This window comes from Neolewinella persica DSM 23188, assembly GCF_000373105.1.
Classification (GTDB): Bacteria; Bacteroidota; Bacteroidia; order Chitinophagales; family Saprospiraceae; genus Neolewinella; species Neolewinella persica.
Genome location: NZ_KB890427.1, coordinates 1 through 15,335 on the forward strand (window position 1 = coordinate 1; position 15,335 = coordinate 15,335).

At 52.7% G+C, this 15,335-nt stretch carries 9 protein-coding genes; 5 read left to right on the top strand and 4 right to left on the bottom strand.

Features of this window, described 5'->3' with window-relative positions:
- Positions 1–312: 312 nt before the first annotated feature.
- From B036_RS0110765 to B036_RS0110780, 4 genes are all read right to left on the bottom strand, one after another.
- A complete protein-coding gene (locus tag B036_RS0110765; RefSeq protein ID WP_020568722.1) occupies positions 313–1,944 on the bottom strand; it encodes a DUF1501 domain-containing protein in 1,632 nt (543 codons plus the stop codon).
- Between the two features lie 51 nt (positions 1,945–1,995).
- A complete protein-coding gene (locus B036_RS0110770) occupies positions 1,996–3,432 on the bottom strand; it encodes a DUF1800 domain-containing protein (RefSeq protein WP_020568723.1) in 1,437 nt (478 codons plus the stop codon).
- 452 nt (positions 3,433–3,884) lie between these two features.
- On the bottom strand, positions 3,885–5,726 hold the full coding sequence (locus B036_RS31940) for a stage II sporulation protein M (protein ID WP_020568724.1): 1,842 nt from the start codon (positions 5,724–5,726) through the stop codon (positions 3,885–3,887).
- A gap of 230 nt (positions 5,727–5,956) precedes the next feature.
- A complete protein-coding gene (locus tag B036_RS0110780) occupies positions 5,957–8,218 on the bottom strand; it encodes a hypothetical protein (RefSeq protein WP_020568725.1) in 2,262 nt (753 codons plus the stop codon).
- Positions 8,219–8,523: 305 nt separating this feature from the next.
- On the opposite strand from B036_RS0110780, the gene B036_RS0110790 reads away from it, so the two are divergent.
- From B036_RS0110790 to B036_RS0110810, 5 genes are all read left to right on the top strand, one after another.
- Positions 8,524–11,877 carry a methylmalonyl-CoA mutase family protein gene (locus B036_RS0110790; protein WP_020568727.1) on the top strand — a complete coding sequence of 1,118 codons (3,354 nt, stop codon included), beginning with the start codon at positions 8,524–8,526 and terminating at the stop codon, positions 11,875–11,877.
- A 225-nt stretch (positions 11,878–12,102) separates the two neighbouring features.
- Positions 12,103–12,300, top strand: coding sequence for a DUF5522 domain-containing protein (locus tag B036_RS0110795; protein ID WP_020568728.1), 198 nt, complete (start codon positions 12,103–12,105; stop codon positions 12,298–12,300).
- Complete coding sequence (locus B036_RS0110800; RefSeq protein WP_020568729.1) at positions 12,297–13,058, top strand: helical backbone metal receptor; 762 nt, start codon at positions 12,297–12,299, stop codon at positions 13,056–13,058. Before B036_RS0110795 ends, B036_RS0110800 begins: the two co-directional genes overlap by 4 nt.
- A 181-nt stretch (positions 13,059–13,239) precedes the next feature.
- Complete coding sequence (locus B036_RS28925) at positions 13,240–14,487, top strand: putative DNA modification/repair radical SAM protein (RefSeq protein WP_020568730.1); 1,248 nt, start codon at positions 13,240–13,242, stop codon at positions 14,485–14,487.
- Between the two features lie 26 nt (positions 14,488–14,513).
- Complete coding sequence (locus B036_RS0110810) at positions 14,514–15,281, top strand: TIGR03915 family putative DNA repair protein (RefSeq protein WP_020568731.1); 768 nt, start codon at positions 14,514–14,516, stop codon at positions 15,279–15,281.
- Positions 15,282–15,335: the final 54 nt, after the last annotated feature.

Below are 15,335 nucleotides of genomic sequence, written 5' to 3' on the forward strand. Positions count from 1 at the left end.
AAAAGTCCCCACCAGTCGCTTATCAATAGCAGCATCCAAATCTACCCTTATCTGACGGGTGTAACGATCTACTTGACGAAGGAGAAATGGACCTGCTTTTCGCTTTATTGGAGTAGTTGCTTTATCTTGCAGTAACTTTAAAAACATAGGCCTTTTGAGTTTTTCTTGAAGTGTGAGAACTCCTCGAAAATACACAAAAGGCCTAATTTTTTGTCATCGCCAAAATTCGGGATGACTCATGTTTTTTCAGGTCCGAACTCTCGCAGCGAAAATTCGGGATGTCTCAAGTTACCTTTTATCGGTAGCGTTATTTTACCTAAACAGCCCCACCTTCCGGCTGTACATTTGCCCGTCCACCTCAAGGCTGACCACATAGATGCCCGAGGCCCAACCAATATTGTTCAGCGAGAAGCGTTGGGATTGTTGCCCCCCAGCCTGTCTGCCCCGGAAAGGGCTACTCAGCTTACGGCCGGCCACGTCGAAGAAGTGGATGCCCACATTCGAAGCCCTGGCAAGGGTGTAATCAATCACCACTTCTCCGCCATTAAGGTAGGCGTTCATCTTCAGGCTGGCGGCCTGACCCGGCGTTCGGGTACTTGTTGCCCCCTGGCAGAAGAGACCGAGGTCTTCCATCCGCTCAAAGCTTGCCCCCATGACCTGGTCCACCAAATCAGCAGGAATACAAAGCCAGTTGGTTAGAAGAGTAGCGTAAACGGATCGGAAGTCAACCTTGAACTTTAGGTTAAAGCCGTTATCCACGTCGTTAAGGTCCGGCAGTCCTCCCGTATGTCCGTTGCCATTCAAGCCCTTGCCAAAGAGCAATACAGGCGCTGCTGAGCCGTGATCAGTTCCATTGGAACCATTCTGGAAAATCCGCCGGCCAAATTCACTAAACGTCATGGCCATTACCCGGTCATCAATGGCGCCCGCGCTTAGGTCGTCAAAAAACGCTTTTACGTTTTTGCCGAGACTGTTCATCAGGTTGGCATGTGCCATGGGCTGATTAGCGTGCGTATCGAAACCATTGAGCTCGACCACAAAAAGCCTGGTCCCTAAACCTCCTCTGAGGAGCCTTGCTACCAGTGCCAGTTGATCGCCAAGGCGATCGTTCTCGTATTCCGCAGTATTTCTCCCCGCGTCGTAGGCCTCGGCCAGCACGCCCGCATACCGGAAGGTAGTGTTGGCAACCGCCCGAACGTAGCCAAGCTGTTCGCCATAGGTGCATTCAGGAACGCTGGAGACGTCGTATAACTGCCCCGTGCGGGCAATTTCGTACAGCTGTGTCGGATTTTCCGTCGAGATCGCGTAGTTGAAGTCCTCTTCATTATTGAACAACAGGTTACCGGGGCCACCGATCTGAATCGCAGGTGGTGTTTCTGGCGGGCTGCTCAGGAAGTCAGGGTATTGATCGTTAAAGTAGCGACCAAATACGCCACTGGTCACCGTCTCGTCTGAATCAGAGGCCGAGGCCCAGATATCGGAGGAGCGGAAGTGACTAAGATTATATTCGGGGTATCCAACGTTTTGTACCGCACGCATTGCTCCACTGTTCCATAACCCACTCAACGGATCAAGCTGCGGGTGGAGGGCGAGGGTGGAAGTGAGTTCAACCGCTTCGTTACGGGGAATGTGGATATCGGGCCGTAACATCTCATACTTCCCAAAATCGTGGATCGGGATCAGGGTGTTGAGACCGTCGTTACCGCCCTTTAGCCGGATGAGGACCAGGACGCGGTCCTCATCGTCAGCTGCGCTGAGCGCAGCAGATAACGGCGACGAAGCCATGGCATTGACCGGCAATTTATTTAGCAGGAAGCCGGAAGTTCCCAGGATGCCCAGGTTGCGCAGGAAATTGCGCCGGCCATGCTCCTGATCGTGTGCCAGGCCGTCCTTCAGGCTATCGCCTTTCCGGAGGCCGGGGTTTGTTTTGTTTGTTTGTCCCATTGGTGGACTATGTTTTTCAGCCCCGAAAGTCATCGGGGCCGGATGGATCAATTAGGTGAGCTGGAATTCGGGCAAGCGACCGATGTGTCGCAACAGAATTACGATTTGCCAGGAAGCAGAGTCCCAGTTCAGGTTCCATTCGCCGGTATCGTAGTAATTCGAAGGAATTTCCCACTTCAGGGCATCAATCGCATTATCATAGGCTTCCTCAGTCAGTAATCCGCGGGGAATGAAATAATCTACAATGGCCCGGGCAATGACCTCTGGCGAGTTACTATCTTCAGTTAATGCTTTGGCAAAATCAGGATAGATCGATTCACTGTTGTTGTGTACCGCCCAGCTAAAACCATCGATGAACTGCCAGCGCAGGGTGATCCGGTTAGAGTCTATCCAGGCCCGGTCTCCCTTCCAACCCGCAACGTCTGGCGGCTGGCCGAGATACTGTCCCATATTGGCAATGCCCCAGAAACCCCAGTTGTTTCGGTTTTCGAAGTCGCCGAAATCCCCCTGGCGTAGAAAGGAAATCATCAACTCCATGGGGCTTTTCAGAAGTACCCCCATGTTGGCCTCCTCGAAAAAATGAGCACTTGCAAAAAGTTGCTGTAGCACGGGGAGGATCTGGAAGTCCTCGGCGATAAAGGTCTGTGCCATCTCATTGATCACTTCCTCGCTTCCCGATTTATTGACGTAAAACTTATAAAGTTTTTCACAGATGTAGCGCGCAATCAGTTCCCCCCGCTGTTCAAACAGGGTCGTAATCAGGCTGGAATAATTGAAGTTTCCGGTAACCCCAAAGACGGTTTTCTCCGTATCGTCGTACCCCCAATCGGCCCACTCTACACTGCCACAGTAACTCGTCCAACCATTCCAGCCGGTCAGCGCACGGCTGGCTTCTACAATGTCTTCCTGGGTATAGCCGTTGTTTTCTCCTAGTGTAAACAACTCGAAGAGCTCACGGGCGTAATTTTCGTTAGGGTCTTGCTTCGTGTTCTCAAAACCATTGAGAAAAAAGAGCATCGCAGGGGTGATCGTAATGTCCTCCACCAGCTTTTTGAAGTCGCCGAAGGCGTCGTCCTCAATCACCTTCATGTACTGGTACTGGTAGCTGGCACAGCTGTGGCTCTCGTACAGGGTGACAAAATGATTTTGCCAGAAGAGCGCCAGTTTTTCCCGAACGCCGAATTGGATGGATTCCTCCATAAAGCCAAAGTACCAGGTAACGTAGGCTTCGAAGACGTCAACCTCGGCGGCTTCAAAGGCTTCGTAATTCCAGTTGGCCCATTCCGGCGGCGTCCGTTGTTCTCGGGTGGCGGCATCGTTTAGCAGGCGGGCAACGGTCTGGGCGGGACCGTCGAGCAAAGCCTGTTCGATCTCATCGGGGCGGGCTCCGTAGCCGGCACGGCGATAAAGATGCTGGACTCGGCCAACGTCCCACGGCTGCTCGGCCGAGGGTACGTAGGCTTCCAGGCCAAGGGTGGCGCAGTTCATCAAAGCGGGTATGTTTTATGGGGGGTGATAGTTCGGGGCGTCTAAGATAAGAGGAAAGACGGTAAAACAACACTTTTACGTTGGCTTTAACGGATTTACAACAGTTGAACGGTATATCCGAAGCAGCTTTTTTTGGCGCGGTCGCAGGTGCAGAGGAGGGTAAAAGGACGGGGACTAGCTCACTTTTCCCGAAATAGAAGTGTTTCCTTAAGGGCTATGCCCTTAGAAAGTCGAGGTTGCAAATAAAAAACCTCGGGCCATAGCCCTTGCTTTCTTATCCCTTTACCTTGCACCTGCGGCCGCGCCAAAAAGTGAATGTAAGAATAGTGAATGAGTGATTGGCTACCGCTGTGAAGACTTTTGTACTACGCTTGTCTGCTACGATGAGCAAGCGCAACGACGCGAACGTTGCGTACAGCAGCTATTCCCCCACTTAATTATTCAACCATTCACTATTCCACCTCCATCCCCCGAATCCGACGCTTAGCACCAAACTGCTCAATATCTTCCAGCAAACTATCCGCCCGCTCGATCTCGCGAAGCGTGTAAAAATTAAGGGCGGAGGAAACGGCCCACATGGTGAAAACGATGCCAAACAGGAACCAGTAGGAAATGGCCTGAAGGATGACGTTTACGTTGTCGATGGTGACGGCATCTGCGTAGAAAACCCAGTCGAGAAAGGAAAAAACCAAACTGCCAACCGCCGTGTCTAATACCCACATTGCCGGTACGGCCAGCAGTATGACCATGATGAAATTACCGTAACTCGATACTAGATTGGTGTAGACAAAGGAGAACGTTTCCCGAAAAGTAGCCAGGCCAGAATACCCGGCATAAGCAAAGGTCAGCAGGAAGGGGAGTGTCAGGAAAACGAAGAGGCCAGCAATGGCTCCGTTGAAGGCAAGGCCCGTAGCGATGGCCACACAAACGAGGTACAAAAAGGCCTCGGACCGCCAGTTCGCCGGAAGTATTTCGATGTCTGATGCCCGCCAGAAAAGCTCGAAGGAAAGCCGCAACATGCCATAAAACCCCGCAGCTACCAACAGCAGATAAATTGGCCCCCGGGACCGGGAGAACGTCGTCGTCAACTCATGGACATTGTGGAAATCTCCAAGAATAGTGCCGTCAAATACGTAGCGCGTTGCGGAAGCTGAGTTATAAAAGAAGAAAGCCAGCGTAACGAAAACTCCGGTAATGACCGCCAGCCCACCGAAGAGGTAGCCGGGGGATCGCCGAAGCACGGCAAAGCTGGCCGTAAGCGTTTCTCCTCCTCCCCGGATCTGACGGAGGCTAACGACGTCTTCGCCGTCATCGCGTCGGCGGGCGGGGGCCTCCTCCGTTGCCCGTGGCCGGGCTGCCACCACCCGTGGATAAACGACGTAATACCAGATGATAAAGGCAAAGCAAAGTAGAATAAAAACAGCGCGGATGGCATCCGGAAGTTCTGTATGTCGGGTCAGGTAGCCCTCCAGAAAGCCGGCGATGATGAATAGCGGGACGAGTCCCAGCATGATCTTTAGTCCGTCGCGGGAGGAAGCCTTGAAAGCATCGAAGCGCGACAGGGTGCCCGGGAACAGTAGTCCCTTACCCATGGCCAGGCCGGCTCCGCCAGCCAGTATAATGCTGCTGATCTCCAGCGCGCCGTGAATCCAAATGGTCAGGAAACTCTCCTGAAACAGTCCTTTAGCATAGAAGAAATACTGGAAGACGCCCACCATTACGCCATTACGAATCAGCTGAACGATGGAACCTACGGCAAAGAAAACACCGGAGACAAAGGTCAGCAGTGCTACAGAAATGTTGTGCAGGGTGATTTGCATCGACATTGTAAAGGGCGAGGTCTGCTTATACACCGCCATGGGATCACCTCCCTGAATGTTGGCCTCCGTCATGTTGATGTAGGCCTCCCCCATGATCGTTTCGGCGAAGGCCGGGTCAATCCGGTAACTGATGATGCCGATCAGCATCGCCAGTACGAAGGTAACCAAGGCAATGGTCAGCGGCCGCCGCTGGGCATAGACAACGCGGGGCAGTTCATCGGTCCAGAAGGAAAAGAAACGGCTGGTCTCCCCTTTGCGCCCACGGTAAATCTGCAGGAAGGTGCGTTGGGCGAGGCTGTTGAGGTACACCCGGACGGAGCGGTTGGGGTAAAAGGTCCGGGAATAGGACAGATCATCCGTCGTATGGATATAGAGTTGCTTGAGCAATTCCGGGTTTTGCTCATCGCGTTCCAGGGCCCGCTCGTAGCGCTTCCACTTGTCCTTGTTTTTTTCGATAAAATCGGTTTCCCGCATGGTGCAAGATAGGGTTTAGGGTTCAGTTTTCAGGAATCAGGTTGCCATTACTGCAGTAGACCAGGTTCAGGGATCATTCCCTTCTAGGTACGCCGTCGCGCGTAGCGAGATGGAGGGTTCATAAATGGATCGATCACGGAACAAAGTCGAGGCAAACCGACTGAACCCTGAGTAATGAACCCTAAACACTGACTTCTGATTACTGAATGCTGGGCCCTGAACACTGCCTTCTACCTTCCCACAAACCAGGCAAATGTCCGGCATTCCTCCACCGCCTTTTGGTAGAACTTAGTGTCGTAATAAGCATCCTTGAGTAAGCGGAAATAAGTAAAAGGCCGTTGGCCGGGGCTTCCGGCCGCGTAGTGTTGGTTGCGTTGGGCTTTTGCGGCGAAGAAGGCTGCTTCGGCGGCGGCTTCACGGCCGGGCGCGCGTTCCAGCGCCCGCTCGAAATAGTAGCTTGCCCGGTCCATACTCATGCTTTCGCGATTACCCAAGGGGGCATCACGATGAGAAAACACCCAGTCTCTCGTTTGCTTGGCAGCAGCACGGGCACCGCTGCTGCCCGAGCGGAAGTTATCCGCCAACTGCCAGTTATAGCTGTAATAGCTCATATTGTAATGGGCGAGGCCGATGTTGAAAAAATTTCGCGCGGCAATGGTATCATTGTCTGTGCGTCGGGCTTCATCCTCCAGTTCCAACAGGCGGGCCAGCAGGTCGGCTTTGGTGTAACGAACGGCGGCGGCAGACGGACGGAAGTTAACCCGGTCCTTAAACTGCTTGATAAAAGGGGCGTAGGTTCCGTAGGCTTCTTGTCGGCCCAGGTCTACGCGATTGAAGACTTCTATGGCCGTTTCCCACTGTCCTTTTTGGAGGTAGTAAGTGCCGAGCAGGTCGTTGATGTCGTCTTCTGGTGTTGGACCGATTCGATCTGCGAGCAGGGCTTTGTCAAAGCGATTACCCAGGAGGCTATCGGCCATTCCTTCCAGTTCTTTGACGTGGTTGAGCATGGGGTTCATCCGTAGGGCGTCAAAACCATACTGTAGTAGGGCGGCCTTCCCCGTCCGTCCGGTATTACGGTAGACTGCTTCAAGTTTGTCGTTGACGAGTGGGCGAAGGTCCGGATATCGTGCACGCAAAGCATCGTTGGCAAGTAAGTCGAAATAATACAGCTCTACGGAGTCGTTGATCCGGTTCAGGGCAAGTACGTTGAGTACTTCCCGCAGAATTCTCACCTGATTGGCTAAAGTGTCTTCCAGTGCTTGATCAGCCAGCTTTTGGTAAGACTGCCGGGCGTAGAAGTAATCCCCAGAGAGCATTTCCAACGTTCCCTTAGCCATAAGCCACAAACTGGGGTTGGCGGTGTTTTTTCGCTCAACGGCATTATTGACGAAAGCCTGCAGGGCAATCAGTCGCTTCGCAGCATTGGGCCGCGGCCGGTTTCGTTGTCGTTTATTTGCCTGGGCGTTTGGGTTGAAGTTGAGCCCCAACAAATCACGTTCCAATTCCAGTAGTTCGCGCATCACCAGTGGTTCGAGGGCGGTATTGGCAGGTTCGAGGGCGTAGATTTTTTCCATTTCTTCCAGTATCACTGCCCGGCGGTTCTGGGCACGCATCACGTGGAGCATGGCGCGTTCATGGTCGTTAGCGCAGAGGTTGCTGGCGGCCTGCCATTCGGCGTCGGAGGTAATCTTGAAGCTCAGGTAGGCACTTTCTCTTTTACTCGGGCATCGTTCGAAAACACGGCTGTAGATGTAAGCAGAACGTGGGTTGTCCCCCAGGGCTTGTAGCGCACCGGCCCGGTGGCTTTCTACCCAGTCGTATAGGATACTGGGGTTGGCCTCCACCTTCGGCATCAGATAGTCGTACAACTCGATAACGTAGGCGTACTCCTTGAGATAATGGGCCAGTCGCAGCAGTTGGTAGCTGTAGCGCAGACGGATGTAGTGGCTCTCGGTGGACTTAAACATATCCAGCCCATCATTGATCAGCCGTTCCATTGCTACCCGATCGGTCTCCGGTCGTTTGAAATTGGCGGCGACCCGTGAAGTATATGGCTCTACCCGTTTGGCAAAGATCAGGTAGGTCAGCACTTCGGTACACCGGTAATCGACCAGGTGCCGGGCGAAGGAATTCTTGCGCAGGGTGGAAGAAAGTGCGGTGGAGGTATTGTCTTTATTATCCATCACCCGGAGAATCTCCCGCAAACTGCCCAACGTTTCTCCGTAGATCAGCTTTTTGAGGTCCGCAATCTCCACCTGCTCACAGTACCGCTCGTGCCATTCGGCGAGGTTGTCCCGTTCCCGGGCAATGGCGTCCGGGTTGCCTTCCAGCCGGTAGCGGTTGGCGAAGGACTGATAGATCGGCCCCAATTTGCTGTCGTATTCCAACAGGTCCGGATTCAGAAACTGGTAGCCGTAGAAAGCAGGCGTGCAATCGGCTTGCAGCAGAATTGGCAGGAGTAATAACGGGAGCAGGTAGACTAGGCGCAACATGGGGGGCAAGATAGCTAGTTTAAGAGGAGTGTGAAAAAGTTGCCTTGACAATAAACTTTAGTCTTGAATGGTGGTACACTAATGGAAGCTTCTGGAAGTCTTCCTCCTCGTATTAGCCGTCCGACAAACTTTTGTCCGGCTTCGCCAGGCCAAAAGAATTTGTCGGACGGTCGAACCGCCCGTCCGACGGATGCTTTTTCATTAGCGACGAAGGAGCTAAAATGAGAAAGTCCGTCTGACGGGTTTTGTCCCCCTTTCTAAAGATTTCAACCAGCCCCAACCAACCACACCGCACTACCACCATCATGGAAAAAATTGCCCCATACAAAGCCACCAACAAGATCCGCGTTTTAACGGCCGGTTCGCTTTTCGACGGCCACGACGTGGCCATCAACATCATGCGCCGCATTATCCAACGCAGCGGCGCCGAGGTCATCCACCTGGGCCACAACCGGCCAGTGATGGAGGTGGTCAATGCCGCCATTCAGGAAGACGTGCAATGTATCGCACTGACCTCCTACCAGGGTGGCCATATGGAATACTTTAAGTACGCTTACGACCTGTTGCGGGAGAAGAACGCCGGGCACATCAAGATCTTTGGCGGTGGTGGTGGCACTATCCTTCCTACAGAAATTGAAGAACTGCATGCTCACGGTATCGACCGGGTTTTTTCTCCCGACGACGGCCGGTCCATGGGCCTGCAGGGCATGATCAATTACCTGCTGGAAAAGAGTGATTTCCCCGTCGGCAATGCTTTTGATCCTTCCATTGCATCCCGCGTTCCCGCCCAAGACCACCATACGATTGCGCGTACGATCTCGGCTGCGGAAAATTACCCGAAGGAGAACGCCAGCTGGCTGCCGGAAATGAAGGCAAAAGCCAAAGAAAACCCTATTCCTGTGCTGGGCATCACGGGTACGGGCGGTGCCGGAAAATCAAGCCTGGTCGACGAACTGGTGCTGCGCTACCTGACCCGCTTCCCCAAAAAAAAACTGGGCATCATCAGCGTTGATCCCTCAAAGCGGAAAACCGGCGGTGCCCTCCTGGGCGACCGGATCCGGATGAACGCCATCGCCAATGACCGGGTGTTTATGCGCTCGCTGGCCACCCGCCAGTATAATGCTGCACTCTCTGCCGACATCGATTCTGCCATCGCGGTGATGAAAACGGCGGGCTTCGACCTCATTATTCTGGAGACCTCCGGCATTGGCCAGAGCGATTCCGAAATCGTGGACCACGCCGACCTGAGTGTCTACGTAATGACGCCGGAATTCGGTGCGCCGAGCCAGTTGGAGAAGATCGATATGCTCGATTTTGCCGACCTGATCGTGCTCAATAAATTCGATAAACGCGGTGCCCTCGATGCCATTCGCGCGGTCCGCAAGCAGTACCAGCGGAATAATGATTTGTGGGACAAGGACCTGGAGACCATGCCCGTTTTCGGTACCATCGCCAGTCAGTTCAATGACCCCGGCGTCAATACTTTTTCCAATGCGTTGATGAGCCGTCTTTTCCCGGAGGAAACTGCCGGTAAACTGGACGAGGGTGAAAGCGAAAAGCAGTACATCATCCCGCCGTCACGCGTGCGCTACCTCTCCGAAATCAGTGAAACGATTCGTCGCTACGACAAGGAGGTGGAGGAGCAAAGTGAGCTGGCCCGGACCCTGTTCGGTATTCAGCGGACGATGGAGCATATGGGCGACGACGCGCCGGTGCAAGGAGAGTTAGAAAAAGCAAGAGACGCCGTTAGCCAGGCCCTTACCCCTGAAAACAAAGCCCTGCTCGACGGCTGGGAAGCCAAGAAAGCCAGCTACCAGGGCGAGCACTTTACCTACGAAGTGCGCGGCCGGGAGATCAAGGTGGAGAACTTCACCGTATCTCTTAGCCACAATAGAATTCCCAAGGTGGTTCTTCCCAGGTGGAAGGACTACGGTGAGATCGTCCGCTGGACCGGTCAGGAGAACGTACCCGGAGAATTCCCCTTCACCGCCGGCGTATTTCCCTTCAAGCGGAAGGGCGAAGACCCTACCCGGATGTTTGCCGGAGAGGGCGGGCCGGAACGGACCAATAAGCGCTTCCACTACCTCAGTAAGGGCACGCCCGCCAAGCGCCTGTCCACTGCCTTCGACTCGGTCACCCTCTACGGCGAGGACCCGAATGAGCGGCCCGATATTTACGGTAAAGTCGGTAATTCCGGCGTTAACGTAAGCTCCCTCAACGACGCCAAAAAGCTGTATTCCGGCTTCGACCTTTGCCATCCGAAGACTTCCGTCTCGATGACCATCAACGGCCCCGCCGCCATCGTTACTGCCTTCTTTATGAATGCGGCCATCGACCAGCAGTGCGAGCGTTACATCACGGAGCACGGACTGGAAGCCAAAGTGGAGGCTGCCTTCAAAAAACATTACGACGATAAGGGGATCGAACGCCCCCGCTACAACGGCGAGCTCCCCGACGGCAACGATGGCCTCGGCCTCATGCTCCTGGGATTGACCGGAGACCAGGTGCTCGACGCTGCCGTCTACGCCGACCTCAAAGCCAAGGCGCTGAAGGCGGTGCGCGGCACCGTCCAGGCCGACATTCTGAAGGAAGATCAGGCCCAAAATACCTGCATCTTCTCTACCGAATTCTCCCTGAAACTGATGGGAGATATGCAGCAGACGTTCATTGACCAGGGTGTCCGGAATTTCTACTCCGTCTCGATCTCCGGCTACCATATCGCCGAAGCGGGTGCTAACCCGATCAGCCAGCTGGCCTTCACATTGTCCAACGGTTTCACCTTCGTGGAATACTACCTCTCGCGGGGGATGGACATCAACGATTTTGCCCCCAACCTGTCCTACTTCTTTTCCAACGGCGTTGACCCAGAATACGCTGTCATTGGCCGGGTGGCCCGGCGCATCTGGTCCAAGGCAATGAAGTATAAGTATGAGGCCAACGACCGCAGCCAGAAGCTGAAATACCATATTCAAACGAGTGGGCGGAGCCTGCACGCACAGGAGATCGATTTCAATGACATCCGCACCACCCTGCAGGCGCTCTACGCGATCTACGACAATTGCAACTCGCTGCACACCAATGCTTACGATGAGGCGATCACCACGCCTACGGAAGACAGCGTCCGCCGGGCCGTGGCCATCCAGATGATCATCAACCACGAACTGGGGTTGGCGAAAAACGAGAATCCACTACAGGGCAGCTTTATCATCGATGAACTCACCGACCTGGTGGAAGAAGCCGTACTGCTGGAATTTGACCGGATGACGGAGCGTGGAGGCGTCATCGGCGCCATGGAAACCATGTACCAGCGCGGTAAGATCCAGGAAGAAAGCATGCACTACGAGATGCTGAAGCACACGGGCGAATACCCGATCATTGGGGTAAACACCTTCCTGTCCAGCAAGGGCTCGCCGACGGTAATTCCGGAGGAGGTCATCCGGGCAACGGAAGACGAAAAGCAACTGCAAATTGCCAACCTGAACGCTATCCATGAAGCTCACTCGGACAAATCTGCGGAAAGCATCGCCAAACTGAAAACCATGGCCGTTAACAACGAAAACGTCTTCGAAGAACTGCTGGATACGGTGAAGCACTGCTCGTTGGGGCAGATCACTAATGCTTTGTTTTCGGTGGGGGGGCAGTATCGGCGGAGTATGTAGGGGTTCGCCTCTCCCCCGGCCCCTCTACCCGGGAGAGGGGAGACGTTTCTGCTCGCTTTCGCTCGTGTTGCCATGATGTTGGAAACTTGAGATTAAGCTCTAGAAACATCCTCTTTTCACCTATAAACATCAATGCTTGGGCCACCCCTCTCCGGGGGAGAGGCGACTTGGGACGTAGTGGCCACCAACCATTGACCAACCTCCCAAGAGGTGTAAAACGTAAAAATGCCACAACCAAATAAAGATCCACAATCCCCTAAAAAAAAGGAAGACACTGCCACAGTCGCCGTATCCGAAGACTACTACTTCGACGACAACGGCCTAATGGTGATGACGGCCGCCTTTCACAGCAAGCGCGGTTTTTGCTGCGGCAACGCCTGCCGGCATTGCCCGTATGACCACGTCAACGTTACGGAGAAATGATCACGACGACGGACCAATTGGGGACGGTGCTTGAGCTGCCGGGGATACCCCGGCGCATTGTTTGCCTGGTGCCCTCGATCACGGAGTTGTTGGTCGATTTGGGACTGGAAAGCTCGGTGGTGGGATGCACCAAATTTTGTGTCCGTCCCTCGCACCTGCGTTCCCGCCAAAAGATCGTCGGAGGTACAAAAAACGTGCGTCTGGAGAAAGTGACGGCGTTGTCTCCAGACCTGATCATCGCCAATAAGGAGGAGAATACGCAGGAGGACGTGGCGTTCCTGGCCGGGCAGTTTCGGGTGTGGGTCAGCCAGGTGAGCACCGTGGCGGAGGCAAATGAAATGATCACCAGTCTCGGCCGTCTATTCGCCGTGGAAGAACGCGCTGCGGCCATCATTACCGCCAACCGGAAGGCGCTGGAACAGCACAAATTACCGAGCCCGCAAAAAGCGCTCTACCTGATCTGGCGAGACCCATGGATGAGCGTGGGCGGAGATACTTACATCAGCGATGTGATGCGGGAAATCGGTTATGAAAATGTGGTAAGTGACCAGCTGCGTTATCCTACCCTTTCGGTCGAAGAGATTCGGGCTTTGGCCCCGGAACAAATCCTCCTTTCTTCCGAACCTTATCCCTTTAAAGCGGAACATTTAACCGAATGGTTGGAAATTTTGCCCCAGGCGAAAGTTGCGTTGGCTGATGGGGAATTTTTTTCCTGGTATGGGTCTCGGTTGGGGAATTTGGCAGGGCTTCTCTCTTAGAAGGTGGCGGGGCCGCAGGTGCAAGGGAAAGGATTAAAAGAAAGAGACATGGGCAGGGATGGACTTTCGTAAAAGATGAAATTAAACAAAAATTATTTCATTAAAATACATATAAACTTTTTGTTTGTTATCGTTTTGGCAACTATCTTTACGTCGTCAAACCTGCCTTTTGGTACCACTTATGAATGAAAGAGTAAAGGAAAAACTAGAGATTCTGTCTGATGCAGCGAAGTACGATGTGTCCTGTTCATCAAGCGGCAGTAATCGAAAAAACACCAAAGGTGGCTTAGGGAATTCGAATGGAGTGGGTATTTGCCATAGCTATACGGAAGATGGACGTTGTGTCTCCCTGCTGAAAATATTGCTGACCAATCACTGTATTTTCGACTGCGCGTACTGCGTGAGCCGCCGAAGTAATGATGTCAAACGAGCGGCCTTCACCGTACAAGAGGTCGTTGACCTGACGATCAATTTTTATCGACGGAATTATATTGAAGGACTGTTCCTGAGTTCTGGTATTTTCAAAGATGTGGATTACACAATGGAACGATTGGTCCGTATCGCTAAGGAGCTGCGAACGAAACACAAATTCAATGGCTATATTCATCTTAAGGCAATACCAGGCGCAAGCGATGAACTCATCCATGAAGCTGGGCTGTATGCTGACCGGTTGAGTGTGAACCTGGAGATTCCTTCGGAAATGAGTTTGAAAAAAGTAGCGCCTGAGAAGAACTATAAAGAGGTCTACAAGCCAATGAATTACCTGACGGGGGCCATACAAGGTTTTAAGGAGGAAAAGACGGCCATTCGATCCACGCCTAAATTTGCGCCTGCCGGACAAAGCACGCAAATGGTCATCGGCGCAACGCCCGAAAATGACCTGACGGTACTTAACCTGGCAGATAATCTTTACCAGCAGCAGCAACTAAAAAGGGTCTACTATTCTGGTTACGTGCCGATCAGTTCCGACAACAGGGTGCCCACCCTCAAGCAGCCGCCGGTGATCCGGGAAAACAGGTTGTATCAGGCAGATTGGCTGATGCGGTTCTATGAATTCAAGGTGGATGAGATCGTGAATGAGGTACATCCGGAGCTTGATCTGGAGCTGGACCCGAAAGCCGCCTATGCGCTTCGCAATCCACACTTATTTCCAATCGATGTTAACAACGCCACCTATCATGAGATTTTGCGAGTGCCAGGGGTAGGGGTTAGATCTGCCAAGAAGATTGTTTCGGCACGAAGGCACGGAAAACTACGTTTTGATAACCTGAAGAAAATAGGTGTCGTCTTAAAAAGGGCCCGGTTTTTCATTACGTGCGCGGACAAGGAATTTAATCTCCTGGGCAAAGATCCGCTGGTAATCCGACAAATATTTACTGCTCCCAGTCGACAAAAAGCCGGATTCAACCAGCTTAGTCTGTTTGGCTGATCGTTTGACCTAATTTAAAATAGAAAATGGTCTTAACCTACGATGGAACTTTTGAGGGGTTGTTGTCCGCTATTTTCGAGACCTATCGCTTGAAGATTGCGGTAGCTGAGATCATCCCTAAGGATGAATGGCAGAACAGCCTGTTTGAGCACCCCACTCACGTGGCAACGAATGAGGAATGGGCAAAGCGGGTCTTGATTGGCGTACAGAAAAAGAGTTCTAAAAAGGCCACCAAACTACTTTATCATTGTTTCCTTTCGGAACTACCGGGCATCTCCATGCTGATCTTCGATTTTATTAAAAAGTCAGTCAACTCTAACATCGACATTACGGATAACTTTGGCGACGACACGGTTTTGCAACTCCACCAAATAAAGAAGAAGATCGGGCGGGAAGTACACCGGATGCACGCCTTTGTCCGGTTCCAGTGCACGAAAGATGACATTTACTACTCCGTCATCGAGCCTGACTTCAACGTACTTCCATTATTGAACGATCATTTTGAAAAGCGTTACCCCGCTCAGGAGTGGTTGATCTATGATGTTAAACGGCACTACGGCATCTTTTACAACAAAGACAAAACCGAATACATCACGTTTGAAGACGATACACAGCTGCAATACCGGCAGCTGAACGAAAGTGTACTGGACGAATCGGAACCTGAGTACCAGATTCTCTGGAAAAGTTACTTCGACAACGTGAATATCCCGGAGCGGAGGAACATGAAATTGCATTTGCAGCACGTGCCTAAGCGGTACTGGAAGTATTTGTCGGAGAAGCGGGCGCAGTTTTAATTTAAATTTGTTGGTTGCCGTTGCAGAGCAGCACAGAGCGCTACCGGTGAATCG